The sequence below is a fragment of the Pseudomonas lundensis genome, assembly GCF_002269125.1.
Classification (GTDB): domain Bacteria; phylum Pseudomonadota; class Gammaproteobacteria; order Pseudomonadales; family Pseudomonadaceae; genus Aquipseudomonas; species Aquipseudomonas lundensis_A.
Window position 1 is genome coordinate 22248 of the sequence record NZ_NQKI01000007.1, and the last position, 26475, is coordinate 48722.

Annotated in this window: 21 protein-coding genes and 1 pseudogene; 17 read left to right on the forward strand and 5 right to left on the reverse strand. The window is 59.5% G+C overall.

The window, feature by feature from the left end; all coding sequences use genetic code 11:
• Position 1: 1 nt before the first annotated feature.
• On the reverse strand, positions 2-1126 hold the full coding sequence (locus CJF39_RS06390) for a polysaccharide deacetylase family protein (protein WP_094992651.1): 1125 nt from the start codon (positions 1124-1126) through the stop codon (positions 2-4).
• A gap of 207 nt (positions 1127-1333) precedes the next feature.
• On the opposite strand from CJF39_RS06390, the gene yaaA reads away from it, so the two are divergent.
• The 15 genes from yaaA to CJF39_RS06470 all read left to right on the forward strand — a co-directional run bounded on the left by yaaA (position 1334) and on the right by CJF39_RS06470 (position 20590).
• Positions 1334-2113, forward strand: coding sequence for a peroxide stress protein YaaA (gene yaaA / locus CJF39_RS06395; RefSeq protein WP_094992652.1), 780 nt, complete (start codon positions 1334-1336; stop codon positions 2111-2113).
• A 702-nt stretch (positions 2114-2815) separates the two neighbouring features.
• Positions 2816-4132, forward strand: a complete 1317-nt coding sequence (locus tag CJF39_RS06400; RefSeq protein ID WP_094992653.1) for a nucleotide sugar dehydrogenase — start codon at positions 2816-2818, stop codon at positions 4130-4132.
• A 126-nt stretch (positions 4133-4258) separates the two neighbouring features.
• Complete coding sequence (alg8, locus tag CJF39_RS06405) at positions 4259-5740, forward strand: mannuronan synthase (RefSeq protein ID WP_094992654.1); 1482 nt, start codon at positions 4259-4261, stop codon at positions 5738-5740.
• A 35-nt stretch (positions 5741-5775) separates the two neighbouring features.
• Positions 5776-6945, forward strand: coding sequence for an alginate biosynthesis protein Alg44 (locus CJF39_RS06415; protein WP_094992655.1), 1170 nt, complete (start codon positions 5776-5778; stop codon positions 6943-6945).
• Positions 6946-6947: 2 nt separating this feature from the next.
• Positions 6948-8333 carry an alginate biosynthesis TPR repeat lipoprotein AlgK gene (gene algK / locus CJF39_RS06420; protein WP_094992656.1) on the forward strand — a complete coding sequence of 462 codons (1386 nt, stop codon included), beginning with the start codon at positions 6948-6950 and terminating at the stop codon, positions 8331-8333.
• Complete coding sequence (locus CJF39_RS06425; protein WP_094992657.1) at positions 8330-9802, forward strand: alginate export family protein; 1473 nt, start codon at positions 8330-8332, stop codon at positions 9800-9802. Before algK ends, CJF39_RS06425 begins: the two co-directional genes overlap by 4 nt.
• A gap of 26 nt (positions 9803-9828) precedes the next feature.
• Entirely contained in the window at positions 9829-11400 is a 1572-nt protein-coding gene (gene algG, locus CJF39_RS06430) for a mannuronan 5-epimerase AlgG (RefSeq protein WP_070411709.1), read from the forward strand.
• 11 nt (positions 11401-11411) lie between these two features.
• A complete protein-coding gene (locus CJF39_RS06435; RefSeq protein WP_094992658.1) occupies positions 11412-12845 on the forward strand; it encodes an alginate O-acetyltransferase in 1434 nt (477 codons plus the stop codon).
• A gap of 8 nt (positions 12846-12853) precedes the next feature.
• Positions 12854-13972 carry a mannuronate-specific alginate lyase gene (locus CJF39_RS06440; protein ID WP_094992659.1) on the forward strand — a complete coding sequence of 373 codons (1119 nt, stop codon included), beginning with the start codon at positions 12854-12856 and terminating at the stop codon, positions 13970-13972.
• Positions 13973-14124: 152 nt separating this feature from the next.
• Positions 14125-15675: an MBOAT family O-acyltransferase gene (locus CJF39_RS06445; RefSeq protein ID WP_094992660.1), complete on the forward strand. Its 1551-nt coding sequence runs from the start codon at positions 14125-14127 to the stop codon at positions 15673-15675.
• A 12-nt stretch (positions 15676-15687) separates the two neighbouring features.
• Positions 15688-16866 carry an alginate O-acetyltransferase gene (locus CJF39_RS06450; RefSeq protein ID WP_094992661.1) on the forward strand — a complete coding sequence of 393 codons (1179 nt, stop codon included), beginning with the start codon at positions 15688-15690 and terminating at the stop codon, positions 16864-16866.
• A 31-nt stretch (positions 16867-16897) separates the two neighbouring features.
• Positions 16898-17554, forward strand: a complete 657-nt coding sequence (locus CJF39_RS06455; RefSeq protein WP_094992742.1) for an alginate O-acetyltransferase AlgF — start codon at positions 16898-16900, stop codon at positions 17552-17554.
• Between the two features lie 78 nt (positions 17555-17632).
• A complete protein-coding gene (locus tag CJF39_RS06460) occupies positions 17633-19084 on the forward strand; it encodes a mannose-1-phosphate guanylyltransferase/mannose-6-phosphate isomerase (protein ID WP_094992662.1) in 1452 nt (483 codons plus the stop codon).
• A gap of 177 nt (positions 19085-19261) precedes the next feature.
• Positions 19262-19726 (forward strand): multidrug transporter, encoded by a 465-nt coding sequence (locus tag CJF39_RS06465; protein ID WP_094992663.1) that lies wholly within the window; start codon positions 19262-19264, stop codon positions 19724-19726.
• A 30-nt stretch (positions 19727-19756) separates the two neighbouring features.
• Complete coding sequence (locus CJF39_RS06470) at positions 19757-20590, forward strand: SDR family oxidoreductase (RefSeq protein WP_094992664.1); 834 nt, start codon at positions 19757-19759, stop codon at positions 20588-20590.
• Here the strand turns inward: CJF39_RS06470 and CJF39_RS06475 are convergent.
• Positions 20547-21455, reverse strand: coding sequence for a LysR family transcriptional regulator (locus tag CJF39_RS06475; protein ID WP_094992743.1), 909 nt, complete (start codon positions 21453-21455; stop codon positions 20547-20549). The genes CJF39_RS06470 and CJF39_RS06475 overlap by 44 nt on opposite strands.
• Positions 21456-21564: 109 nt before the next feature.
• Between CJF39_RS06475 and CJF39_RS06480 the strand changes: the two are divergent.
• Positions 21565-22775: pseudogene (locus tag CJF39_RS06480) on the forward strand (MFS transporter).
• A gap of 14 nt (positions 22776-22789) precedes the next feature.
• The gene (locus CJF39_RS06485) at positions 22790-23185 is read left to right on the forward strand and encodes a DUF4440 domain-containing protein (protein WP_094992665.1); all 396 of its coding nucleotides are present in this window, start codon (positions 22790-22792) and stop codon (positions 23183-23185) included.
• A gap of 4 nt (positions 23186-23189) precedes the next feature.
• Here CJF39_RS06485 and CJF39_RS06490 read toward each other — a convergent pair whose 3' ends face one another.
• Genes CJF39_RS06490 through CJF39_RS06500 form a run of 3 tightly spaced genes read right to left on the reverse strand, consistent with a single transcriptional unit; the run spans position 23190 to position 26455 of the window.
• A complete protein-coding gene (locus CJF39_RS06490; RefSeq protein WP_094992666.1) occupies positions 23190-24068 on the reverse strand; it encodes an efflux RND transporter periplasmic adaptor subunit in 879 nt (292 codons plus the stop codon).
• 10 nt (positions 24069-24078) lie between these two features.
• On the reverse strand, positions 24079-24279 hold the full coding sequence (locus tag CJF39_RS06495) for a DUF1656 domain-containing protein (protein ID WP_016781859.1): 201 nt from the start codon (positions 24277-24279) through the stop codon (positions 24079-24081).
• Positions 24269-26455 carry an FUSC family protein gene (locus CJF39_RS06500; RefSeq protein ID WP_094992667.1) on the reverse strand — a complete coding sequence of 729 codons (2187 nt, stop codon included), beginning with the start codon at positions 26453-26455 and terminating at the stop codon, positions 24269-24271. The genes CJF39_RS06495 and CJF39_RS06500 overlap by 11 nt, the downstream gene beginning before the upstream one ends.
• Positions 26456-26475: the final 20 nt, after the last annotated feature.

Genomic DNA, 26475 nt, shown 5'->3' on the forward strand with positions numbered 1-26475 from the left:
GCTACTTGCCGAAAGCTGTGCAATCTTCCCACCCGATGCCGCTCTGTGCCGTGGCTTTCATGAGCCAGGGCAAGGCGGTACGCACCTTGTTCTGTGTGTCATGGAAGGCAATCACACCGTGACGCCAGAGCAGCATCAGGCTTAACACCCGCTGCGCGGACTGCTCGGCACTCAAACTGGACGCCATGTCCTGCGAATCGATATCCCACAGCGCCACACGCAACCCCTGGGATTGAAAGAAAGGCCCGCTGTCTTCACGACGCTGCCCATAAGGCGGTCGAAACAAAGGCACATAACTGTCGGGCACTGCCCGCTTGACCAGCGCAGTGCTGCGCAGGATTGAATCTTGCCAATCGTTCCAATGGCTGTGCGAACGGTACTCCCACCCCTGAACGCCAACGCACTGCCCTTTATAGAGCGCTTGCAACTGCTGTTCGGACTGTTTGTTCAACCGTGCCTGCACGCTGTTGCCCAAGACAAAAAATGTCGCGCTGAGGGACTGTTTACGCAGGTAGTCGGTGAGCCAGTCCGTGCTGCCGGGCAGCTGGGTTGGGCCGCTGTCGAAGGACAACATGAACAGCCGGTCATTCATTGCCTGGCCATTGAGTTCATGCTCGCCGTAGAAGGCAATCTCACTGCCGGTCTGCGGGAACAGCGCGGCAAGACGCAACTGCTCGTCCAGGTAGTTGCGATGAAACTCGGCACTCGGCTCAGCCCATTTCACGTAGAACGAGTCATCAGCGATTTCAAATTTGCCCGCTTGCTCGCGCAGGCTGTCCATGCCGTCAACGTAATAACAGAACGATGCGTCCTGATCGCAGCTTTGCTGGGCCAGGTTGTAGTTGGCCAACAACCGTTGCCACATGCGCTGACGGACGGTATCAATCGCATCCATGTTGATGATCTTCAACCCCAGGCGCTGGCTGAGCGCACGTTCATCCAGTGTTTCACTGGTTAACAGCGCATGGGCGAAGGTGAGTATTTCTGCCCGCGAAGCCACATCGAACAGTGCCGGGCTGATTAACGACTCTGGCCACGTGCTGCGATCCAGCGTTGCTGGCTCATTGGGCGCCGCCACCGTGCTCAGGCACACCAGCCAGGCCGACAAGAAAAGAGCAATACGCACGAATCAATCCCCCTGTAAAAACTGTGCGCACTATAACCTGCTGCCCAACAAATGCCTGTTGATACTCGGCCACTGTCGTCGCTGCCAAGCCCTGCACGATTGCACCACTGCCCCTTCCTCTGCGGCATGCGCGTTCTATCGGCGTCATAGGTGGAGTCAAATCGCCCAACCCCCTAGAATCCCCCGACGCTTAAAGGAGACGACCCCATGCTGATGGTGATTTCACCCGCTAAAACCCTCGACTACGAGACGCCGCCGGCCACCCAGCGCTTTACCCAGCCGCACTACCTGGATCATTCGCAGGCGTTGATCGGCCAACTGCGCGAACTGAGCCCGCAGCAGATTGGCGAGCTGATGCACCTGTCCGACAAGCTGTCCGGCCTGAATGCCGCGCGCTTCGGCAGCTGGACACCTGCTTTCACCCCTGAAAACGCCAAACAAGCGTTGCTGGCATTCAAGGGCGATGTGTACACCGGCCTGAATGCCGTGGATTTCAGCGAGGCGGATTTTGATTACGCGCAAACCCATTTGCGCATGCTTTCAGGGCTATACGGGCTGCTGCGCCCGTTGGACCTGATGATGCCGTATCGCCTGGAGATGGGCACCAAACTGGCCAACGCCCGGGGCAAAGACCTGTACGCCTTCTGGGGCACGCGTATCAGCGAGTGGCTCAATGAGGCGCTGGCTGCCCAAGGCGATGATGTGCTGCTCAACCTGGCGTCCAATGAGTACTTTTCGGCGGTCAAGAAATCAGCCCTGAACGCGCGCATCATCAACACCGAATTCAAAGATTTGAAAAACGGACAGCACAAAATCATCAGTTTTTATGCCAAAAAAGCCCGCGGCATGATGAGCCGTTTCGTGATCAAGGAACGCATTAACACCCCCGAGCAGCTCAAGCAGTTCGATGCTCAGGGTTACTATTACAGCGCCGAACAATCCAAACCCGATCTGCTGGTTTTTTTACGCGACCACGCCCCCGAATAAATCCCGCCTTTTTGACGTTCCCCGGGCTAACCGGGGAGCGCACTGCGATGTGACCCCCTTCACACTCTGGCGCAAACAGCCAAATATTTGACGCCAAAACTACGTCTTGAAATCTCTATGAACATAAATTCACTCGACAGATGTGACTTTTTTTCATAGTGGCACCTAATTTATTTACCCATAGTGGCAATTAACTATCCCCGCCGATGAACGCCTTGTAACTAAAGGGTGAAACCTTAAGTGCTATCAATATGGAACCAGTGCCATCACTTTTCATTTTGTTAAATTTCGTTGAAAACGGGATGAACGGCCCGGAACTATGTCCGAGAGCACTGCTCATACAACCCGTAACGATTCTTACAGATTTGTGAGATATCACTTACACAGATAAAACCAACTTTCTGGTGTTATCCGTATTAACAAAGCCCAGGCAAAGGTGACTGAAGCAGAGCTATAACCCTTTGTTTTAAAAGGCTAAAAAAAAGAGAGCGCGCGGCGCCAGGCGCCCACCCAAGGCCGTCCCCATCATCTGACAGGCCTTACTGATAGTGATGAGTTGCACTTTAAATGTGCAACTTCCAACAACTTAAAACTTAACGATGCCTGCACACGGCATTACGGCTTTTATGTGCCGTAGTTCCGAGTGCGCCCACACTTTAAGTCCGGCTATTAAATGGCCTATACAAGACAGAGGTAATTGCGATGCGCATCAGCATATTTGGTTTGGGTTACGTTGGCGCAGTGTGCGCCGGTTGTTTGTCCGCCCGTGGTCACGAAGTGATCGGCGTAGATATCTCTCAGGACAAGATCGATCTGATCAACCTCGGCAAGTCGCCTATCGTGGAACCGGGCTTGGGCGAATTGCTTGCCCAGGGTATCCAGAATGGCCGCCTGCGAGGCACCACCAACTTTGCTTCGGCAATCCGCGAAAGCGACCTGTCGATGATCTGTGTCGGCACCCCGAGCAAGAAAAACGGCGACCTGGAACTCAACTACATCGAAGCCGTGTGCCGCGAAATCGGCGCCGTGTTGCGCGACAAGACCTCGCGTCACACCATCGTGGTTCGCAGCACCGTGCTGCCGGGCACCGTGAAGAACGTGGTCATTCCGATCCTTGAGGAGTGCTCGGGCAAGAAAGCCGGTGTCGATTTCGGCGTCGCGGTCAACCCGGAGTTCCTGCGAGAAAGCACCGCCATTGCCGACTACGATCAACCGCCTATGACCGTAATTGGCGAGTTCGATAAAGCCTCCGGTGACGTGTTGCAATCACTGTACGAAGAACTCGACGCACCGATCATCCGCAAGGACATCGAAGTCGCTGAGATGATCAAGTACACCTGCAACGTGTGGCATGCCACCAAAGTCACCTTCGCCAACGAAATCGGCAACATCGCCAAAGCCGTCGGCGTCGATGGCCGCGAAGTGATGGACGTGGTGTGCCAGGACAAAACCCTGAACCTGTCGCAGTACTACATGCGTCCGGGTTTTGCGTTCGGTGGCTCGTGCCTGCCTAAAGACGTGCGCGCACTGACCTACCGTGCCAGCTCGCTGGACGTAGAAGCGCCGCTGCTCAACTCGCTGATGCGCAGCAACGTGTCGCAAGTGCAAAACGCTTTCGACATCGTCGCCAGCCACGACAAACGCAAAGTCGCCCTGCTCGGTTTGAGCTTCAAGGCCGGCACCGACGACCTGCGCGAAAGCCCGCTGGTGGAACTGGCCGAAATGCTGATCGGCAAGGGTTTTGACCTGAGCATTTACGACACTAACGTCGAATACGCCCGTGTCCATGGTTCGAACAAAGACTACATCGAATCCAAAATCCCCCACGTGTCGTCCCTGCTCAACTCGGACTTCGACGCCGTGATTAACAACAGCGACGTCATCATCCTGGGCAACCGCGATGAGAAGTTCCGCGCGCTGGCCGAAACCGCGCCACATGGCAAACAGGTCATCGACCTGGTGGGCTTCATGTCCAAAGCCACCTGCACCGTCGGCCGTACCGAAGGCATTTGCTGGTAACAACAGCGCTATAGCCGCTGACGATTGAAACGGGCTGCGATCTTTGACACTTCGAAAGATCGCAGTCTGCGCCAGCGACTACACGCTCTGCGCATCACAGCCTCCATGCTCAAACGGAACCTCATTATGCTCAGGCTAAAACACGGCCTTCTCCAAGCCGCCGGTTGGCTGTTTTACCTCACGCTGTTGATGGGCCTCGCGCTGGCGTTGCCGACATCGACCTTCGACTCCGAGTCGAAAAACTTTATTTTCCTGATTGGCGCCGTGGGTATCTGGCGCTATTCAATGGGTGCCACGCACTTCCTGCGCGGCATGCTGTTTTTGTATGTGGTGTACCCGCACCTGCGACGCAAAGTTCGCAAGCTGGGCAAAGCAGCAGACCCGTCCCATGTGTTTTTGATGGTGACCAGTTTCCGTATCGACGCGCTGACAACGGCGCAGGTCTACAGTTCGGTCATTCGCGAAGCCATTGAATGCGGCTTGCCGACCACGGTCGTGTGCTCGCTGGTGGAGATGTCCGACGAGTTGCTAGTCAAGAGCATGTGGGAGCGTCTTAACCCGCCTGACCGCGTCAAACTCGACTTCGTGCGCATCGCCGGTACCGGCAAGCGTGACGGTCTGGCCTTTGGTTTCCGCGCCATCTCGCGGCACATGCCGGACAGCCGTGCCGTGGTTGCCGTGATCGACGGCGACACCGTGCTCGCCCCCGGCGTCGTGCGCAAAACCGTGCCCTGGTTCCAGCTGTTCGGCAATGTCGGCGGCCTGACCACCAACGAGTTCTGCGAAGTGCGCGGCGGTTACATCATGAGCGAGTGGCACAAGCTGCGCTTCGCCCAGCGCCACATCAACATGTGCTCCATGGCCTTGTCCAAGCGCGTGCTGACCATGACCGGGCGGATGTCGGTGTTCCGCGCCAACGTGGTCACTGACCCGGACTTCATTGCCGATGTGGAAAGCGATTCGTTGCAGCACTGGCGTCTGGGCCGCTTCAAGTTTTTGACCGGTGATGACAAGTCCAGCTGGTTCAGCCTGATGCGCCTGGGGTACGACACGTTCTACGTGCCGGACGCGGCCATTCACACCGTGGAACACCCGCCGGAAAAGAGCTTCATCAAGGCCAGCCGCAAACTGATGTTCCGCTGGTACGGCAACAACCTGCGGCAGAACGCCCGGGCGCTGGGGCTGGGTGTCAAGCGCCTCGGCCTGTTCACCAGCGTGGTGCTGTTTGACCAGCGTGTGTCGATGTGGACCTCGTTGCTGGGCCTGACCGTCGCGCTGATTGCCAGCTTCAAATACGGCATTACGTTCCTCATCGCCTACCTGCTGTGGATCGGTATTACGCGCCTGATTCTGACCCTGCTGCTGGCCTGCTCCGGCCACAGCATCGGCCCGGCCTACCCGCTGATTCTTTATTACAACCAGATTGTGGGTGCGCTGGTGAAGATCTACGTGTTCTTCCGCCTCGACCAACAATCCTGGACCCGTCAGGACACCAAATTGACCCGTGATCTGGCCAGCTTTCAACGTTGGTTCAACACCTGGTCGTCTCGAACCATGACCTTCTCGGCCGCCAGCATCTTTGTTGCCGTGCTGCTGACGATGGTCTGACCCGACTCGATCGAATTAACCAGGAACAAGACCTTATGAACTCTCAAGTAAACACCAACGTTGTCCACGAATCCGAAGCCCAGCGTCAGCACGCACGGGTCAAAATCCCGGCCAAGCTGCGTTTTCTCGGCAAAGACCGCACACCGATGGACGTCAGCATCATTGACCTGTCGGCCGGTGGCCTGAGCTTTTACGCCGCCAATCAAACACTCGCCGTGGGCGAAGTGCACAAGGGCCGCCTGCAGTTTGTGATCGACAACCTTGAGCTGGCGATGGACGTGGAGCTGCTGGTACGTAACGTTGACCGCCAGAGCGGACGCGTCGGCTGCCAATTCCAGAACCTCGATCAACAGGACATTTCCACCCTGCGCCACCTGATCACTTCGCACCTGAGCGGTGACATTGTGACCATGGGCGAAGTGCTCGCCACCCTGCAGCGCGACAACTTCACCAAAGCGCGTAAGGTCAAGGATGGCGGCAGCGGCATGACCCCGTTCGCACGCATGAAAGCCGTGGTGCTGAGTGCGGGCGTGTTTGTCGTCGGGCTGGTGGCCTTCGGTTTTATCGTCAAATCGGTCTACGGCCTGTACTTCGTCACCCACGCTCAGTCGGCGCTGGTCAGCGTGCCAGGCATGAACATCACCATGCCCCGCGATGGCACCGTGCAAAGCCTGGTTAAAGACGACAACCTGGCGGCCAATGGCGCGCCGATTGCGACGTTCAGCACCAGCATGCTGGATGTGCTCAAAGGCCATCTGGACGAAAACCAGTTGCAACCGGCCAATATCGAAACCCTGTTTGGCAAGCAAATGACCGGCACCCTGACCTCGCCGTGTGATTGCGTGGTGGCCGAGCAAGTGGTTGCCAATGGTCAATACGCCAGCAAGGGCGACGTGATCTTCAAATTGGTGCCGCGCACCAGCGAGGCCAACATTGCCGCACGCTTCAGCTATCGCCAGTTTGGCGATGTGCTGCCGGGTACCCGCGTGAACTTCCAAGTGGCGGGCGAAGACTATCAGCGCACCGGCAAGATCATCAGCAGCACCAGCCTGAACAGCGAGGACCTGTCCTCCGACATCCGCGTCCAGATCAAACCCGATGCCCCGCTGGACAGCGCCCTCGCCGGCCGCCCGGTTGAAGTGCGCAGCGATCGCGGTCCGTCGATGGACTGGCTGATCAGCAAAGCGTCGGCAGCAGGTCTGTAACCATGAAGAACGCCTTCCCTACGCTTTGCCTGCTGACCCTCGCCCTCGCTGGCTGCTCCGGCCTGCCCGATCAGCGTCTGGCCAATGAAGCGCTGAAAAATGGCGATACAGCCACCGCCCAGCGCAACTACCAGGCGCTGGCAGACTTGGGTTACACCGAGGCGCAGGTCGGCCTGGCCGATATCTGGATGGAAAGCCGCGACGCCGAACAGCTGAAAAAGGCCGAAGCCACCTACCGCGAAGCGGCGAAGACCTCGCCCCGCGCTCAAGCTCGTCTGGGTCGTCTGCTGGCCGCTAAACCCGGCGCCAGCGACGCCGAGTTGCACGAGGCGCAAGCCTTGCTGCAACAAGCGTTTGCCAGTGGCGACGCGAATAGCCTGACGCCGTTAGCGATGCTTTACCTGCAGCACCCGCAGAGCTTCCCCCAGATCAATGCCCAACAGCAGATCAGTCAGTGGCGCGCCGAAGGCTACCCGCAAGCCGGTCTGGCCCAAGTGGCGCTGTACCGCATCGAAGGCACCTACGATCAGCACCTGGATGAAGTCGAGTCCATCTGCCGAAATGCTTTGGCCACCACCGACAGTTGCTACGTCGAGCTGGCCACGGTGTACCAGAAACAAGGCAAAACCGAGCAACAGGCCGCGCTGATCCAACAACTGCAAAGCGCTTACAACCGAGGCACGGCCTCCGCGCAAAAAGTCGACGGCGTGGCCCGTGTTCTGGCCGACGCCAGCGTCGGCACGCCGGATCCCGAGACGGCCCGTTCGCTGCTGGAAAACATTGCCCCGGCCTACCCTGCCGCTTGGGTCAGCCTGGCGCAGTTGCTCTACGACTTCCCCGATCAGGGCGACGTAGCACAGTTGCAGCAATACCTGGACAACGGCCGCGCAGCCGACCAGCCGCGCGCCGAACTGTTGCTGGGCAAGCTGTATTACGACGGTAAATGGGTGATCCCCGACGCGCAAAAAGCTGAAGCGCATTTCCAGCGCGCCGTGGACAAGGAAGTGGCCGCTGACTACTACCTCGGCCAGCTTTACCGTCGCGGTTATCTGGGGCAGGTGTACCCGCAAAAAGCCCTCGACCATCTGCTTAAGGCGGCTCGTAACGGCCAGAACAGCGCCGACTTCGCCATCGCCCAGTTGTTCTCCCAGGGCAAGGGCACGCAGCCCAACGCCGTGAACGCCTATGTGTTCAGCCAACTGGCCAAGCTGCAAAACACCCCGCAAGCCAATGAACTGGCGGCCCAGCTCGACGAGCAACTGCCCGCCGATCAACGCGCTGCGGCTCAGCGCCTGCTGCAAAAAGAAAACGCCTTGCGCGCCACCCTGAGCCAGAACGCTCTGGCGGTACAGACGCTGGCCGACGAAAACGGCGAGGAAGCCCTATGACCCTGAATCCTTTTGTAAAAGCCGGGATCGGCCTGACCTTCGCCCTGTTGTGGTCATGCCCGACCCTGGCGGCGCTGACCGATGAGAAAAACTTCGGCCTTGAAACCAAGATCACCGCGCAATCGGAAGACGACCGCGACCTGGGTACCCGCAGCGGCGGCGACGTCAACGGCATCGGCCTTGACCTGCGCCCGTGGGTATACGGCGAACGCGGCAACTGGAGTGCGTACGCCATGGGGCAGGCAGTGACCTCCAGCGACATCATCGAAACCGACACCCTGCAACAGTCGGATACCGAACAAAACAGCAGCAGCGACGCTCGCAAACAGGACAAAAGCTACCTGGCCCTGCGCGAATTCTGGGTCGGCTACAAAGGCTTAACGGCCTACCCCGGCGAACAGCTCAAATTCGGTCGTCAACGCCTGCGCAATGACGATGGCACCTGGCGCGACACCAACATCGAAGCGCTGGCCTGGACATTTGATACCACCTTGCTCAAGGCCAACCTCGGCGCCGCCGAACGTTTCAGCGAATACCGCACCGACCTGACCGAGCTGGCACCGCAAGACAAGGACCGCCTGCACCTGTTCGGTGATATTTCGGCGCAGTGGACGCCCGGTCAATGGGTCGGCCTGCGCGCCCATCACACCCATGACGATGGTTCACTCAAGCATCAGGGCGAAGAAGTCGACGCGCTGGATAAAACCCAGAACGGTGACCTGACCTGGCTCGGCCTCGAAGCCAACAGCGACGCCTACAACTACCGCAACACCAACACTGTGAATTACTGGGCCAGCGTCACCGGCATGAGCGGCAAGCGCGACAAACTGGCCACCTCAAGCGTGGACGGTCGCAACATTGCCGGCGCTAAAGCCAATGACGACGTGGACGGCTGGGCCACTGATCTGGGGGTGCGTTTGCGCCTGGACCCGAACTGGCAAGTGGGCGCCGCCTATTCCCGCGCCAGCGCCAACTACCAGCAGACCGGGCTTGAGAGCAACCGCTCCAACTTCACCGGCACCCGCTCACGGGTACATCGCTTTGGTGAAGCGTTCCGGGGTGAGATGCAAAACATCCAGAGCGCCAGCCTGTTCGGTTCGTGGCAACTGCGCGACGAGTACGACGCCTCGCTGGTCTACCACAAATTCTGGCGCGTCGACGGCAACAAGCCGATCGGTGCCAGTGGCATCAATGCCGTGGAGAACAACGAAGACCCGACGGGCGGCCTGATTGCCAGCACCGCGCTGCCGATGATGGACGGCAAAAAAGACCTCGGTCAGGAAATGGACCTGGTGGTTACCAAATACTTCAAGCAAGGCCTGTTGCCCGCCGCGCTGAGCCAGTCCATCGATGAACCTTCGGCACTGGTGCGCTTTCGCGGCGGCGTATTCAAGCCGGGCGATGCCTACGGCAAAGGGGTGGATTCGTACATGCACCGCGCGTTCGTTGACGTGATCTGGCGCTTTTAATGACAACGCCAACGGGAGTGCGTGACATGAATCATCCTGCTTATATCAGCGCGATCAGCCTGCTGGCCGGCGCTCTGCTGCTGGCCAGTTCCACTGCGTTTGCCGCTGGCGAAGCGGTCAAGCCGACCGTGGCCAAAGAGCTGCAACACGCCAAAACCTATACCGTCAGCACGGCACCTGTCGCACCGCTGAACATCCCGAAACCGGCATTGCCCGACCTTTCGGGCTACACCGCCGAAGCCGCTGCGGCCAAGATCGTGCGCAGCACCGCGGGTAAAGTCAGCGTGCGGCGCATGATGCAAGAAGACGCGTTGAAGGACTTCATCGGCGGCGACAACAAAATGGCCGAGTGGGTGGTACGTCAGGGCGGCATCCCGCAGGCGATTTTCATCGACGACGGCTATGTGAACCTCAAAGACCTGACCAAGCGCCTGCCCAAGCAGTACTTCAGCGAGACCGCGCCAGGCGTGTACCTGGCGCGTTTGCCGATTGTGGTCGGGCACAAGGGCATTCTGGAAATCGACCACAGCACCCAAGAGCTGCGCCTGTCCCAGGAAGCCGGTTCGTTTCTGGTCAACGACGGCCAACTGTTCGTGCGTGACACCCAAGTCACCGGCTGGCGCGAAAAAGCCAATGGCCCCGCGACCTTTCGCGATGCCAAGGAGTTCCGCCCGTTCCTGCTGTCCTGGGGCGGCACCGAGACGTACATCATCAACACCAAAATGGCGAGCTTCGGCTACGCCAACAGCAAGTCGTACGGGGTGAGCATTTCCCAGTACACGCCCAACATGGCCAAAGTCATCAAGCGTGACGAGCCCACAGGCTGGATTGTCGGCTCCGAGTTTTCGGACATGTGGTACGGCTTCTACTGCTATGAAACCCGCGACTTCGTGGTCAAGGGCAACACCTACCGCGACAACGTCGTCTACGGCATCGACCCCCATGACCGATCTCACGGGCTGATCATTGCCGAGAACGATGTATTCGGCACCCAGCGCAAACACGGGATCATCATTTCCCGTGAAGTGAACGACAGCTTCATCTTCAACAACCGCAGCCATGACAACAAACTGTCGGGGCTGGTGATTGACCGTAACAGCGTCAACAACCTGATTGCCGACAACGAGATTTTTCAGAACCACACCGACGGCATCACCCTCTACGAGAGCGGCGACAACCTGCTGTGGGGCAACAAAGTCATCAACAACCGCCGTCACGGCATCCGCGTTCGCAACAGCGTGAACATCCGCCTGTACGAAAACATCGCCATGGCCAATGGCCTGACCGGCGTGTACGGCCACATCAAAGACCTGACCGACACCGACCGTGACATCGACCTCGACCCGTTCGACGCCGAAGTGTCTCTGATCATGGTCGGCGGCGAGCTGGCCGGTAATGGCAGCGGCCCGCTAGCGATCGATTCGCCGCTGAGCATCGAGCTGTACCGGGTGTCGATGCTGGCCCCGACCAAATCCAGCGGCATCAGCTTCAACGGCATTTTGGGTGAGCGCCAGGACGAAATACTCGACCTGATGGTGCGCCAGCAAAAAGCCGTGTTGATCGACCCCGTTGAACGCCAGACCGAATTGCGCAACTGAGGATGACTGTTATGCCCCCCCATCTGATCAAGATTTTGAGCCTGTCGGGCCTGACTGCTGCCATCCTCGGCGCAGCAGCCGGTGTGCAGGCGGACGAGATTCAGGCGCCTGCCTTCACGGCCCAAGCGTGCTGCAAGCTGTGCCCGGCTGCCCACGACGCGAAAAACTACACCACGCGCTATCAGCAGAACTTCACCACACTGGTGCAGGCCCAGGGCGACTGGCTGTTCCGCACCCAGGAAGACCTGCGTACTGAATTCGACACCACGCCTGCCGGCTACAAGCGCATGCAGCAGTTGCACGACGCCTTCAAAAGCAAGGGCGTGGAGCTGGTAGTGGTGTATCAGCCGACCCGCGGACTGGTCAATCGCAACAAATTGATGCCCGCCGAGCGCGACACATTCGACTACGACACGGCGCTGAAAAACTACCAGGCCATGCTCGGGCGCTTCGCCAAAATGGGCTATTACGTGCCCGATTTGTCCCCCCTGACCAATGAGCAGCAAGCCCACGACTTCTACTTCCGTGGTGACCAGCACTGGACCCCGTACGGGGCCGAGCGCACGGCGAAAATCGTGGCTGATACGGTGAAAAAAATCCCCGGTTTTGCCGACATCCCGCAGCGAGAATTCGAAACCAAAATCACCGGGCGCATGGGCAAGACCGGCACCCTGCACAACATGGCCGGGCAACTGTGTGGCACCAGTTACGCCGTGCAGTACATGGACCAGTTCAGCACCGAGCCCAAGGGCGAAGCCGCTGACGGCGACCTGTTCAGCGACGAGGCCAACCCGCAAATCACCCTGGTGGGCACCAGCCACAGCGGCAAGAACTACAACTTTGCCGGGTTCCTGGAGCAATACATCGGTGCCGACGTGCTGAACGTCGCCTTCCCTGGCGGTGGCCTGGAGGGCTCGATGTTGCAGTACCTGGGCAGCGATGAATTCCAGAAAACCCCGCCCAAGGTGCTGATCTGGGAATTTTCGCCGCTGTATCGCCTGGATCAGGAAACCATCTACCGCCAGATGATGGCCCTGCTCGACAACGGTTGCGAAGGCAAACCCGCGTTGATGAGCAGCAGCGCCACCCTCAAGCCGGGCAAGAACCAGATGCTGGTCAACAGCACCAACAAAGACCTGCGTAACGCCAACCACCAAATCGACATTCGCTTCGCCGACCCGTCGGTGAAAACCCTGCAAGCCACGCTCTGGTACATGAACGGTCGCCATGAAGATCTGAAGATCGACAAACCGACCACGTCCGACACAGACGGGCGTTTCGCCTTTGAACTGCGTACCGATGAAGACTGGGCCAGCCAGAACCTGCTGGCCATTGAGATTCAGGGCCCGGAAGACGCGGGTGACGCACAGAAAGTCGAAGCCAAAATCTGCAAACGCAACGTTTTCTCCCACCCTGCGCCGCTGAACGCGCAGGCCGGACGATGAGGTTTCTGATGCCCACTGCACCGATCAACCTGCGCACCTTGCTGGCGCCGACCCTCCTGGGGCTGGCGATGTTTGCCAGTACCGCCCACGCCGCCGCGCCCTTGCGCCCTCCCCAGGGCTATTACGCCCCGGTCGAAGCGTTCAAGACCGGCGATTTCAAAAACGACTGCGGTGCGATGCCCAAGCCGTACACCGACAAGCTGGAATTTCGCAGCAAGTACGAAGGCTCGGACAAAGCCCGCTCGACGCTGAACGTGGTTTCGGAAAAAGCATTTCGCGATGCAACCTCCGGCATCACCACCCTTGAGCGCGGCACCAGCAAGCGGGTGATGCAGTTCATGCGTGATGGCCGCCCGGAGCAACTCGAATGCACGCTCAGTTGGCTGACGGCCTGGGCGCAAGCCGATGCGCTAATGAGCAAGGACTTCAACCACACCGGCAAATCGATGCGCAAATGGGCGTTGGGCAGCATGGCCTCCTCGTACCTGCGCCTGAAATTCTCCGAGTCGCAGCCACTGGCCAAACATCCGCAGCAAGCCAAAGCGATCGAAGCCTGGTTCAGCAAAATGGCCGAACAGGTGGTCAGCGACTGGGACAACCTGCCGCTGGCTAAAACCAACAACCATTCGTACTGGGCCGCATGGTCAGTGATGGCCACGTCCATCGCCACCAATCGCCGTGACCTGTTCGACTGGTCGGTCAAAGAGTTCAAGGTCGGCGCCAATCAGGTCGACGCCCAGGGCTTTTTGCCCAACGAACTCAAGCGCCAGCAACGCGCCCTCGCCTATCACAACTACGCCCTGCCACCACTGGCGATGATCGCCAGTTTTGCGCTGGTCAATGGCGTGGACCTGCGCAACGAAAACAACGCGGCCCTCAAACGCTTGGGCGAGCGTGTGCTCAACGGCGTGAAAGACCCGCAAACGTTTGAAGCCAAAAACGGCAAAGCGCCGGACATGACCGATTTGAAAATCGACGCCAAATTCGCCTGGCTGGAGCCGTTTTGCACGCTCTACACCTGTACGCCCGAGGTGATCGACATGAAACGCGGGATGCAGCCGTTCAAGACCTTTCGTTTGGGCGGGGACCTGACCAAGGTCTACGACCCGGCGCACGAAAAAGGCTGAACGCGGCCCTCTCCTTCAGGCAGAGGGTTGGGGTGAGTGTCGATAGAACGGCACCCACGCTGGAATGAAACATATGCACCCTCCCCATTTTTTTCACGGGGGGGGTTGGGGGGGCTAAGCCCTTTATTGCTGGTCCACACGGAGAGGTCAGGATGGTTTTTTCATCCAATGTGTTCCTGTTTTTATTTTTGCCGGTGTTCCTCGGCTTGTATTACTTGAGCGGGCAACGCTATCGCAACCTGTTGCTGCTGGTTGCCAGCTACGTGTTCTATGCCTGGTGGCGCGTGGACTTTCTGGCCCTGTTCATCGGGGTCACGGTCTGGAACTACTGGATCGGTCTCAAGGTCGGTGCGGCCGGGGTTCGTACCAAGCCCGCGCAACGCTGGTTGCTGCTGGGCGTGGTGATTGACCTGGGGATTCTGGGCTACTTCAAGTACGCCAATTTCGGCGTCGACAGCATCAACGCGATGATGGGCTCGGTGGGTCTGGACCCGTTTATCCTGACCCACGTGCTGTTGCCGATCGGGATCTCGTTCTACATCTTCGAGTCCATCAGCTACATCATCGACGTGTACCGCGGCGACACCCCGGCCACCCGTAACCTGATCGACTTCGCGGCCTTCGTCGCCATCTTCCCGCACTTGATCGCCGGGCCCGTGCTGCGTTTTCGCGACCTGGCCGACCAGTTCAACAACCGCACACACACCCTCGACAAGTTCAGCGAGGGCGCCACACGGTTCATGCAGGGTTTCATCAAAAAAGTCTTCATCGCTGACACCCTGGCAGTGGTGGCCGATCATTGTTTTGCCTTGCAGAACCCGACCACAGGCGATGCCTGGCTCGGAGCGCTGGCCTACACCGCGCAACTGTATTTCGACTTCTCGGGGTACAGCGACATGGCCATCGGCCTGGGCTTGATGATGGGTTTCCGCTTCATGGAAAACTTCAAACAGCCGTACATCAGCCAGTCGATCACCGAGTTCTGGCGTCGCTGGCACATCAGCCTTTCCACCTGGCTGCGTGACTACCTCTACATCACCTTGGGCGGCAACCGCAAAGGCACGCTCATCACTTACCGCAACCTGTTTCTGACCATGTTGCTGGGCGGTCTGTGGCATGGCGCGAACATCACCTACATCGTGTGGGGCGCCTGGCACGGCATGTGGCTGGCGATTGAAAAAGCGCTGGGCATCAACACCACGCCGCGTGCGCTGAACCCGATCCGCTGGGCACTGACCTTCCTGCTGGTGGTCATGGGCTGGGTGATCTTCCGTGCCGAAAACCTGCACGTGGCCGGTCGCATGTACGGCGCCATGTTCAGTTTCGGGGAATGGTCGCTGTCGGAACTCAACCGCGCCAACCTCACCGGCCTGCAAGTGGCCACGCTGGTGGTGGCGTACCTGACGCTGGCGTTCTTTGGTCTGCGCGATCTGTACAGCACGCCCAAATCCACGCGCAAAACCGAGGCCGATGGCCCGGCGACCGCGCAACCGGGGCTGATCAAAGCCGTACCGGGCGACGCGCCGGACAGCCTGCACCTGCCGGGCTACACAGTGGGTGCGCAAGCCAGCGTGCAACCGGCGTACTGGGTAGCCGATTGGCCGCGCTACGCGATGCGCACCTTGATCGTGCTGCTGTTCATCGCCTCGATTCTCAAACTTTCGGCGCAAAGCTTCTCGCCGTTCCTGTACTTCCAGTTCTAAGGGGAGCCGACCATGAATCGAACATTACGCATCGTCTACGTCGCCTTTTTCTGCGCCTTGCTGCTGGGCCTGGGGCTGATTTCATTGCGCAGCTTTATGGGCTTCAACACCACGGACGACGCCACCGTGCTAAACGGGCGCTGGAGCAAAGCCGTCGAGACGCATTATGACGACGAGTTCCCGATCAAGCGTTTGGGCACCAACCTCTGGGCTGCGCTGGATTTCACCCTGTTCAACGAAGGCCGTCCCGGCGTGGTGCTGGGCCGTAACCAGTGGCTGTTCAGCGATGAAGAGTTCAAGCCCTGGCCCAACGCCGAGCAAAACGTGGCCGGTAACTACGCGCTGGTCGAAGGCGTGCGCCAAACCTTGAAGGCACACGGAGTGAAGTTGGTGATGGCTGTGGTGCCGTCCAAAGTGCGCCTGTACCCCGAGCACATGGGTGACGCACGTCCTGCCAGCATTCACGCCGATCTGTACCGCGACTTTCACGCGCAATTGGCCGCCAGCCAGATCATCGCTCCCGACTTGCTCGGCCCGCTGCAACAGGCCAAGCAAGGCGGTGCGCAAGTCTTCCTGCGTACTGACACGCACTGGACACCCGACGGCGCGCAGGTTGCGGCCCAGCAACTGGCGGCCGCGATTGGCAGCCAGTTCCCCCTGAGCGGTGAACCGCAACAGTTCGTAACCGAGGCCGAGAAAACCGAACAGCACAATGGCGACCTGGAGCGCTTCCTGCCCATGGACCCGCTGTTCAGCAACCTGATGCCGCCTTCCGAACCGCTGGAAAAACGCAGCACCCGGGCGGCCAATGATCAGGCAGACAGTGAAGACGCCTTGTTCGCTGACAGTGAAGTGCCCGTCACGCTGGTGGGCACCAGCTACAGCGCCAACCCGAACTGGAACTTCGTCGGTGCCCTGAAACAGGCCCTGCGCAGCGACGTGATCAACGATTCCAAAGACGGCCACGGGCCGATCCTGCCGATGCTCGCTTACCTCAAAAGCGATGCCTTCAAGAACACCCCGCCCCAAGTGCTGATCTGGGAGTTCCCCGAGCGTTACCTGCCGGTGGACAACGAGATCGGTGACGCCGATCCACAGTGGGTCGCGACCTTGAAAGAAGCGGGCGCACGCCAACCGCAACTTGCACAAAACACTGCGAAATCCGAGACGCCCAACCGGGCGCAACACTGAAAGAGAGGTTCGACTGATGACTATCAAAACCATGCCGTTCACACCTGCTCCACGTCGTCTCGCCAAATCACTCGCATTGATCGCGGGCATGAGCCTGCTGTCGCTGCAAGCCTGGGCCGGCGGTGATGCCGCGCTCTACGGCCCGACCGCACCGAAGGGCTCCAGCTTTGTGCGCATGTTCAACGCCAGCAACCAGCCCGTCAGCGCCACCGTTGGCAACACGGCCCTCAACGACGTTGCGGCGCAGGGCAGCAGTGATTTCAGCTTCCTGCCCCAGGGCGACTACAGCGCCAAAGTCGGTAGCCACAACCTGCCGGTCAAACTGAGCGCCGACCACTACTACACCTTGGTCAACACCAGCAGCGGCCAACCGCAACTGATCGAAGAGCCGCCGTTCAAGAACAAACAGAAATCCCTGGTACGGGTCCAGAACCTGACAGACAAGGCGCTGACGCTGAAAACCGCTGACGGCAAGACAGACGTGGTCAAGGCTGTGGCGGCCAAGGGCCGTGGCGAGCGTGAGATCAACCCGGTGAAAGTCAGCTTTGCGCTGTTCGAGGGCGACAAGAAGGTCAGCGATCTCAAGCCGGTTGCACTGGAACGCGGTGAAGCCGCAGTGCTGTACGTCACCGGCAGCGGTAGCAGCGTGTCACCGACGTGGGTCAAGCGCCCGGTTTCTACCCGTTAATTCGATTTTTTGCTCTGTGCAGGCGCGAGCGAGCCTCGCGCCATCAGACACACCTATTTCAGTTTTTGGAGAGACAACATGATTCCGGTAATTCTTTCAGGTGGTAGCGGTTCCCGTCTGTGGCCTTTGTCGCGCAAGCAGTTCCCCAAACAGTTCCTGGCACTGACCGGCGAGCAGACCCTGTTTCAGCAAACCCTGGAACGCCTGGTGTTTGACGGCATGGATGCACCGATTGTGGTGTGCAACAAGGAGCACCGTTTCATCGTCAACGAACAGTTGGCGAGCCGTCACCTGGACACCCAGCGCATCCTGATGGAACCGTTCGGCCGCAACACCGCGCCCGCCGTGGCCCTGACCGCAATGATGCTGATTAACGAAGGCCGCGACGAGTTGATGCTGGTGCTGCCGGCCGACCACGTGCTGGAAGATCAAAAAGCCCTGCAACGTGCCCTGGCGCTGGCCACCGTGGCCGCTGAACGCGGCGAAATGGTGCTGTTTGGTGTCCCTGCGCTCAAACCCGAGACCGGCTATGGCTACATCAAGTCCACCGCCGATGCCCTGCTGCCCGAAGGCGTGAGCCGTGTTGCCTCCTTTGTCGAAAAACCCGACGCCAAACGTGCTGCGGAATTCGTCAAAAGTGGCGGCTACTTCTGGAACAGCGGCATGTTCATGTTCCGCGCCAGCCGTTTCCTGGAAGAACTGAAAAAACATGATCCGGACATCTACGACACCTGCCTGCTGACCCTGGAACGCAGCCAACAAGACGCTGATACCGTGGACATCGACGACGCCACATTCGCCTGCTGCCCGGACAACTCCATCGACTACGCCGTGATGGAAAAAACCCAGCGCGCCTGCGTCGTGCCGCTGACTGCGGGCTGGAGCGATGTGGGTTGCTGGTCATCGCTATGGGATGTGAACGAGAAAGACGCCAACGGCAACGTCAGCAAAGGCGACGTGGTGATTCAGGACAGCACCAATTGCATGATCCACGGCAACGGCAAACTGGTGTCGGTGATTGGCCTGGATAACATCGTGGTGGTGGAAACCAAAGACGCCATGATGATTGCCCACAAAGACAAGGTTCAGGGCGTTAAACAGATGGTCAACACCTTGAACGCCCAAGGGCGCAGCGAAACCCAGAACCACTGCGAAGTGTACCGCCCGTGGGGTTCCTACGATTCGGTGGACATGGGCGGCCGTTTCCAGGTCAAGCACATCTCAGTCAAGCCCGGCGCCTGCCTGTCGCTGCAAATGCACCATCACCGCGCCGAACACTGGATCGTGGTGTCGGGCACGGCGGAAGTGACCTGTGACGAAAACGTGTTCTTGCTGACCGAAAACCAGTCCACGTATATCCCGATTGCCTCGGTGCACCGCCTGCGCAACCCAGGGAAAATCCCGCTGGAAATCATCGAGGTGCAGTCCGGCAGCTACCTGGGTGAAGACGATATCGAGCGCTTTGAAGATGTGTACGGCCGCTCGACCCCGGTAGAACGCGGGGTTTCGGTCAAGACGATTGCGCAGTAAACCGCTCTCCTGCACCCGTCATCTGTAGCCCGTGCCCAAGGCTGCGTTCAGGCACCGCTGCACTGCCTGACGCAGCCTGTGGCAACGGCTTTGTGAAACGGTCATTTACCTGTCTGATTCGCCATTCCCACCTAAGCTTCAGTAGGATGTCCCTCCACTCTTTGCGAGGCGAGCGTCATGCTTATCGGCGTTCTACTGATCATCACCTGGCTGGTCCTGCTGCTGCGCTACCCGTCCAAAGCCTTGCCGGTTTCACTGGCGGCGGTGGCCGGGCTGGCGATTGTGGCCGCTTCAGTCGCCTGGCTCGATCACCGGGAAGCCCAGCAACTGGCCCGCCTTGAGTTGCGCATGGTCTACGCCCCCGACCAATGCCCACCCGACCGTCCTCTGAGCCTGACCCTGCGCAACAGCAACGATGTGCCCTTGCTGGAACTGGGCTGGCGCGTGGCGGCTTATGCGCCCGGGGATAGCGTCAACCTTGCCGACAACCTGTACACCGCCCCGCGTTACCGTGGGCCGGGGGAACTGCTCGCGGGCGGCGTGTGGCAGGACTGCTTGCCGTTACCGCCCCTGCGCGCAGGTTATCGTGCGCAAACCCTGGAGTTTCGGGCCGAGCGCCTGCACGGCAAATTTTCCAACTGATCTTTAATCGTTGCGTTGAAGGACGTCTTGATGCCACTCGTTTTAATCACTGGCTGTTCCAGCGGCATTGGCCGCGCCCTCGCGGATGCCTACCAACACGCCGGTTATGAGGTGTGGGCCACGGCCCGCAAAACGGCCGATGTGACGCAGTTAAAAGCCGACGGTTTTGTCGCCGTACAACTGGATGTCAACGACAGCCTTGACGTTGACCGGCTGAGCAAACGCATCAAACAGCATGGCCAAGGCTTGGATGTGTTGATCAACAACGCTGGTTATGGCGCCATGGGCCCCGTGCTCGACGGTGGTGTGGCGGCACTGCAATTGCAATTTGAAACCAATGTTTTCTCGATGGTGGGCATGACGCAATCCCTGCTGGAGCTGCTGCGCAGCAACCGCGGGCTGGTGATCAATATCGGCAGTGTTTCGGGGGTGCTGGTGACGCCGTTTGCCGGGGCCTATTGCGCGTCGAAAGCGGCCGTACACGCCTTGAGCGAGGCCATGCGCATGGAGCTGGCGCCGCTGGGTGTGCAGGTGATGGAAGTGCAGCCCGGTGCCATCGACACACACTTTGCAAAAAACGCCAGCGCCTGCGCCGAAGTGCTGATTACCGAGGACTCACCGTGGTGGCCGATGCGTGAGGGGATTCGCGCCCGCGCCACGGCCTCCCAAGACAACCCTACCCCCGTGAACGAGTTTGCGCAGGTGGTTTTCAGGGCCAGCCAGAAACCCCGACCACCGGCCTTGTTGCGTTACGGTAACGGCAGCCGCGCCTTGCCACTGCTGGCAGCGCTGATCCCGCGCAGGTTGCTGCAAAAAATCCTTATGAAACGCTTCGGCCTGAGCACGCCTCGCGGCCTTTCATAAAGTCGATAAACACCCGCACCTTGAGCGGCAGGTGACGGGTGTCCGGGTACAGCGCATACACGCCTTGGGGGGTGAATTGCCAATCCGGCAACACGTGCACCAACCGGCCGCTTTGCAGGTCGTCTTCAATCAACCAGTCAGGCAAAATCGCCACACCCTGCCCGCTCAATGCAAATGCCCGCAGCACCGATGAGTTGTCCGCCTTGAGGCGCGCCTTGTCGGGGGCGGGTTCGTATGGCCGAACGGCACCGCTGCTGCGCGCCGTCACATGCAACTCCCCCACCCGCCCATGGGCCAGCCACGGGGTTTGCTCAAGCGCACCCACGCTGTCGATGGCCGGCTGAGTGCGCATAAAGCCCGGTGACGCCACTGGCAAAATCTCAAAGCGGCTCAACTGCACGGCACGATGGCTGGAGTCAAGAATGCGGCCCAGGCGCAGGGCTACGTCAAAGCGCTCGGAAATCAAATCAGCGTGGGTCGATGAGGTCGAGAGGTGCACATTGAGTTCGGGGTGCAGCGTGCGGAACGCCTCCAGCGCGGGCACCACTTTGGCCAGCGCATACTCCACCGTGGTGGTGACGCGCAGCGTGCCCTTGAGCTCTGTGTGCTCACTGCGGGCTTCGTCGATGGCCAACTGCGCCGCTTCCAGCATGCTCAGACACCGCACATAAAAGCGTTCACCAGCCTCCGTCAACGCCAGCCGCCGGGTGTTGCGGGTGAGCAACGTGACACCCAGCTCAGCCTCCAGTCGCTTGATAGTGAAGCTCACTACCGCTCGGGTCTGACCCAACAAATCGGCCGCTGCGGTTAGAGAGTCGGCTTCTACCACGGCTTTGAAGGTGTCGAAACGGTCAAGACTGACCACGCGAAATACCACCGATTGTCAAAATAATTTTGACAATCTAGCAGCGCTTACGCCGTTCCTCCAGCCACAAAAGACGCCTACTGTGCGGCCTCAAATCAAGGAGCCGGCCATGGCCTATCGCAACAAAATCGCCACCGTGTATTTGCTGGGCTTTGCGCTGGATCTGGTGAACATGTTTGCCGTGTCGATTGCCTACCCGCAAATCGGACTGGAGCTGCGGGCTTCGGTGGCGCAATTGGCCTGGATCGGCAACGCCTACATGCTGGGCCTGACCCTGATTATTCTGCCCAGTGTGTGGCTGGCAACGGTGGTGGGCGAAAAACGCCTGCTGCTGATTTCACTGGGGGTGTTTACGGCTGCGTCGTGGGCTGTGGCGCAAGCGACGTCGATTGAAACGCTGATGGGCTGGCGCCTGTTACAAGGGCTGGGTGGCGGTTTGTTGATCCCGGTGGGGCAAGCAATGGTGTACCGCGAGTTTCGCCCCCACGAACGGGCGCGGTTGACGTCGGTGATCCTGCTGGTGGCCCTGATGGTGCCTGCCCTGTCACCGGTGCTGGGCGGCTGGGCGGCTGGGTGGTTGAAGCGAAGTCATGGCGCTGGGTGTTTTACGCCAATCTGCCGCTGGCGCTGATTGCATTGGTACTGGCGCAGTGCTGGATCAGGCCCGGGAGTCAATCGGCCCGCACCGCACCGGTCAGGTTGGCGACCTTGGTGCACTTGCTCAAAAGCCCGCTGCTGCGTGTCGCGATGCTGACGTACCTGTGCATTCCGGGGATTTTCATTGGCACGCAGTTGGTGAGCATTCTGTATGTGCATCAGCTGGGTTACAGCCCAGCGCAAACTGGCGCGCTGATGCTGCCCTGGGCGTTGGCGTCCGCACTGGGCATTGCCCTGAGCCGTTACCGGTTCAATCGGTGGGGGCCCAAACCCTTGCTTGTGGCAGGCATGAGCGCGCAGGCACTTGGCATCGCCTTGTTGATCCACATGCAGGACGGCCCACTCTGGTTGCCCATGGCACTTTATGCACTGATGGGGTTTGGCGGCAGCCTGTGCAGCAGCACGGCACAGAACACGGCATTTATTGACGTACCCGCTGAACACATGGCCCACGCCAGCGCGTTATGGAACCTCAACCGGCAGTTGAGCTTCCTGCTCGGCCCGGCGCTGATGATGGCGCTGTTCGGTGCCTTGAGCACACTCACCTCGACGTCCCACGCCTTTGCCCTATGCTTTGGCATCGGTTGTGGATTGACGCTGGTGCCGCTCATTCCCGCTTTACGCCTTGATACCCCACGCGTGCTGGCCTTGCTGGCACCCTGACCCAAGAGAATGTGATGACTGAGTACACGCGCTACTTCGACCTTGTCAAAGAAACCCATGTTGAGATTGAAGGCTGGTTTTCCGGGCTCGAACCGGGGGTACTGCCAACATTGCTGGGACGTTTCTCACCGCAGTTTTCGATGATCACGCCCAGCGGCAATGCGCTCGACGTGAACAGTATGCAAGACCTGTTTGAACCGTTACGTGGTACCCGAGCGGAGCTGAAGATCACCGTCAGCGAATTCGAGGGCATTGCCTGTTACGCAGGCGGGGCGGTCATCCGTTATCGCGAAGTACAAGAAGAACCCAACGGCAAGCGGACCGACCGGCGGGCCACCGCCGTGTTTGAGCAAGACGCCAGCGGCGCTGTGCACTGGCGTCATTTGCATGAGACGTTTTGCGCGGGCTAATTCTTTAGTGCTCGGGATGCTCGTCAACGTCATCCTGTTGCACGATCACCGTGCAGGTGGTGCCGGCGGCGAGCAGGAAACCCTCGGGGATTTCGTCGATGTGGATACGCACCGGCACCCGCTGGGCCAGACGCACCCAGTTGAATGTCGGGTTAACGTCGGCCACCAGCTCGCGGCTTTCGGGGTTATCCCGGTCGTAGATGCCGCGCGAGATGCTTTCGACGTGGCCTTTGAGCACTTCGCCGCTCATCATTTGCAGTTCGGCTTTATCACCCACACGAATGTGCGGCAGTTTGGTTTCTTCGAAGAAGCCATACACCCAGAACGAGTCTTTATCGACCACCGCCATTTTCGGATCGCCGACCCGTGCGTAGTCGCCACGGTGCACATTCAGGTTGGTGACGTAACCATCGACCGTGGCCAGCACTTTGGTGCGCTTGAGGTTGAGCTGCGCGGCATCGAGCTGGGCCAGGGCATGCTGGTAATCGGCCAGGGCCGAATCAGCGATGTTGCTGGCGTCGTCACGGTTTTCCTTTGAGATCACCAGGTTGTCCATGTCCGCCCGGCGATGGGCGTTGAGCTTGCGCATCTCCCAGGTGGCCTTGCGCGAGGCAACGAGCGACTGGGCCTGTTTGACGGCAATTTCGTAATGCTCGGGGTCGATTTCCAACAGCACATCGCCCTTTTTCACCAACTGGTTGTCCTTGACCGGTACGTTGACCACGTACCCGTTAACATCGGCCGCGACGTTGATGATGTCGGCGCGCACCCGGCCATCGCGGGTCCACGGGGTATTCATGTAATGCACCCACAGGGTTCGGCCAATCCATATCGCAAGGGCCAAAACCAGCAAGGTGGCAAGCAGGCTGAAGAACTTTTTCATCGGATCGGTCTCAACGGTAAACAGTGAGCGCCATGGCGCCAAAAAGACAAGCAAACAGGCTCAGGCGCAACAACGCCGGGTGCCAGAAGAAGCGGTACAAGTCGTAGCCGGAAAACAGTCGGTCAAAGCCCCACGCCAACCCCGCCGCGATAAAAAACATCAGGGTCATGGTGGGCATATAGACGCCGTGGAAGGCGATTTCACGAGGCATGTTCAAGTCCTTGCGGCTGCGCGTATGCAGCCAGCGGCGATTGCGGATCCAGCAGTGAGGTACGAATGAAGTGCAGGTAACTTTGCACCCGGACCAACGCCGAAGTGTCGAAGTTGCGGGCAAACGGTTCATCGGTTGCCTGCACCCGGCCGATGGCATGGTCAACGGCGATCAGGGCGCGTTCCAGGTTGCTTTCGCCGGGGCTGATAAACAGGCGCACCAGCGCTCGGCCCATGACGCGGATCGCCTGTCGCCAGGGCTGAGATTCGGCGTACGCCGGGTGAACCGGCAAAATCGCTTGTTCTTTGCGCAATTCAATAATCGCGTGGCCCACTTCCAGCACCACAAACATCCAGCGCAGCAATGTGCGTTGCACTTGCGGCTGACCGGCGGCCAGGCCGTAGGCCTGATTCATCAGGTCGCGGGTGCGGCTTTCGAGACTGGAACTCAAGCCTTTTAACTTGCCACTGATGGCGTACACCACTTGCTCGCGCAAGTCTTGCTCCAGACGGCTCCATAACCAGCGGCTGTTGGGCGGCAGGATGATTGCGCCCGCTGCGGCGCAGACCAGCATGCCGATGACCATCGCGATGTAGTCGTTGATGAACTGGTACGGGTTATAGACGGTCAGGTTGTCCGGCACCGAGCCGGTACTGAAGAAAATCAGCAAGCCCAGCCCTACACCGGCGTAATTGGCGCGCGAGGTGAGAAAGGAGCCGAGCATGATGACCGGCGTCAACACCAGGCACAGCAACGGAAAACCGTCGACGTGGGGCAATACGAAGAACATTTCGAAAAAGCCCACTATCGCGCCGATGAACGTCCCGCAGGCCATTTGAAATGCCATGCGTTTGGGGTTCGGCGTCGCAGCAGACAGGCCCACCGTGGCTGCGGCAATCAGGGTCATGGTGGCGCCGCTGGGCCAGGCGGTCATCACCCAGTACGTGCCCAGCACCACCAGAATGAACGAGGCGCGGATGCCCGAGGCCGCCGCCGACCACCAGTTGGTTTGCGAAATAAACGGCTGGTCCCAGCGCTCCCGCTCGTGGGTGTGATCGGCCAGCGAGGCGTGGGTCAGCGCATAGCTGAGCATGTCGTCGACAAAGCGGTACAACAGCTCATACGCCGTGTTGAAGTCCAGGAAGTCCGAGGGGCTAGGGTCGGTCTCCAGAAATTTGACCCGCAGATTGCGTACGTGCTCCGGCAAACCGGCCTTGAACGCAGCCAGTTGTTCGGCCAGCACAGCGGCGTCCTTGTCGGTCAGCGAGCGGCCGCTGTAGGTGTCGAGCAACTGCGCCAGCAGCTCCAGCTCCGGTTCAATGGCTCCCACCACTTGCACCACGCCACGACTGCGCAGACGGGCCAGCAATTGGTGCAGCGCGTTGAAGCGCGTGGTGATGGCCATGAACTCGCTGTTAAGACGGCTCAGGCGGCCACTGCGACGGCGCATGTGCGGGTCTTCGAACACGGTCACGCTGCGCATGCCTTCAAGCCCGACACTTTCGCCGATGAAGCGCACGTTACTGGCTTCGTAGTCTTCCTGGGTCGACTGGCCGCGCAAGCCCTGCGCCACGAAACCGGCAAATACGCCGAAGCGCTGGTACAAGGCGTTGTGCATCGCCGCGCCTGCGGTTTTGGGCAGGATCGCGGCACTGATTACTGTTGAGCAAAGGATCCCGAGCGAGATTTCCAGCACCCGCCACACCGCGGCCATAAACGCGCCATCAGGGTGCGCCAGCGCGGGCAAGCCCACCATTGCAGCGGTGTAACCGGCCAGGACAAAGCCATAGGCGCGGAAGTTACGGCAGCGTGCGGCACCGGCCGAGCAGATGCCAACCCAGATCGCCATGGCCCCCAGAAACAACGCCGTGTTCTGGGCGAATAAGGCAATCAGCGCGACCATCACCGCCGAGCCGGTCAGGGTGCCTAAAAATCGATAAAAACTTTTGGCGAATACCTGACCACTTTGCGGTTGCATCACGATGAACACGGTGATCATTGCGGTACGCGGCTGCGGCAACTCCAGGCGCATGGCCAGCCACAGGGTCAAAAACGCTGCGACCAGCACTTTGAAAATATGCACCCAGGTCACGCCATCGCTGCGTGCCCAGTCAAAAAAGCCGCGGCGCCATTCCAGCGAATACAGCCAGCGCACCGGGGCGGGCAAATGGTTCATCTACAGGCTCTCAGAATTAG

What these genes read in the sequence shown, in the direction of transcription:
- yaaA (WP_094992652.1), top strand. Translation starts at nt 1,334, where the DNA reads ATGCTGATGGTGATTTCACCCGCTAAAACCCTCGACTACGAGACGCCG.
- CJF39_RS06400 (WP_094992653.1), top strand. Translation starts at nt 2,816, where the DNA reads ATGCGCATCAGCATATTTGGTTTGGGTTACGTTGGCGCAGTGTGCGCC.
- alg8 (WP_094992654.1), top strand. Translation starts at nt 4,259, where the DNA reads ATGCTCAGGCTAAAACACGGCCTTCTCCAAGCCGCCGGTTGGCTGTTT.
- CJF39_RS06415 (WP_094992655.1), top strand. Translation starts at nt 5,776, where the DNA reads ATGAACTCTCAAGTAAACACCAACGTTGTCCACGAATCCGAAGCCCAG.
- algK (WP_094992656.1), top strand. Translation starts at nt 6,948, where the DNA reads ATGAAGAACGCCTTCCCTACGCTTTGCCTGCTGACCCTCGCCCTCGCT.
- CJF39_RS06425 (WP_094992657.1), top strand. Translation starts at nt 8,330, where the DNA reads ATGACCCTGAATCCTTTTGTAAAAGCCGGGATCGGCCTGACCTTCGCC.
- algG (WP_070411709.1), top strand. Translation starts at nt 9,829, where the DNA reads ATGAATCATCCTGCTTATATCAGCGCGATCAGCCTGCTGGCCGGCGCT.
- CJF39_RS06435 (WP_094992658.1), top strand. Translation starts at nt 11,412, where the DNA reads ATGCCCCCCCATCTGATCAAGATTTTGAGCCTGTCGGGCCTGACTGCT.
- CJF39_RS06440 (WP_094992659.1), top strand. Translation starts at nt 12,854, where the DNA reads ATGCCCACTGCACCGATCAACCTGCGCACCTTGCTGGCGCCGACCCTC.
- CJF39_RS06445 (WP_094992660.1), top strand. Translation starts at nt 14,125, where the DNA reads ATGGTTTTTTCATCCAATGTGTTCCTGTTTTTATTTTTGCCGGTGTTC.
- CJF39_RS06450 (WP_094992661.1), top strand. Translation starts at nt 15,688, where the DNA reads ATGAATCGAACATTACGCATCGTCTACGTCGCCTTTTTCTGCGCCTTG.
- CJF39_RS06455 (WP_094992742.1), top strand. Translation starts at nt 16,898, where the DNA reads ATGCCGTTCACACCTGCTCCACGTCGTCTCGCCAAATCACTCGCATTG.
- CJF39_RS06460 (WP_094992662.1), top strand. Translation starts at nt 17,633, where the DNA reads ATGATTCCGGTAATTCTTTCAGGTGGTAGCGGTTCCCGTCTGTGGCCT.
- CJF39_RS06465 (WP_094992663.1), top strand. Translation starts at nt 19,262, where the DNA reads ATGCTTATCGGCGTTCTACTGATCATCACCTGGCTGGTCCTGCTGCTG.
- CJF39_RS06470 (WP_094992664.1), top strand. Translation starts at nt 19,757, where the DNA reads ATGCCACTCGTTTTAATCACTGGCTGTTCCAGCGGCATTGGCCGCGCC.
- CJF39_RS06485 (WP_094992665.1), top strand. Translation starts at nt 22,790, where the DNA reads ATGACTGAGTACACGCGCTACTTCGACCTTGTCAAAGAAACCCATGTT.
- CJF39_RS06490 (WP_094992666.1), bottom strand. Translation starts at nt 24,068, where the DNA reads ATGAAAAAGTTCTTCAGCCTGCTTGCCACCTTGCTGGTTTTGGCCCTT.
- CJF39_RS06495 (WP_016781859.1), bottom strand. Translation starts at nt 24,279, where the DNA reads ATGCCTCGTGAAATCGCCTTCCACGGCGTCTATATGCCCACCATGACC.
- CJF39_RS06500 (WP_094992667.1), bottom strand. Translation starts at nt 26,455, where the DNA reads ATGAACCATTTGCCCGCCCCGGTGCGCTGGCTGTATTCGCTGGAATGG.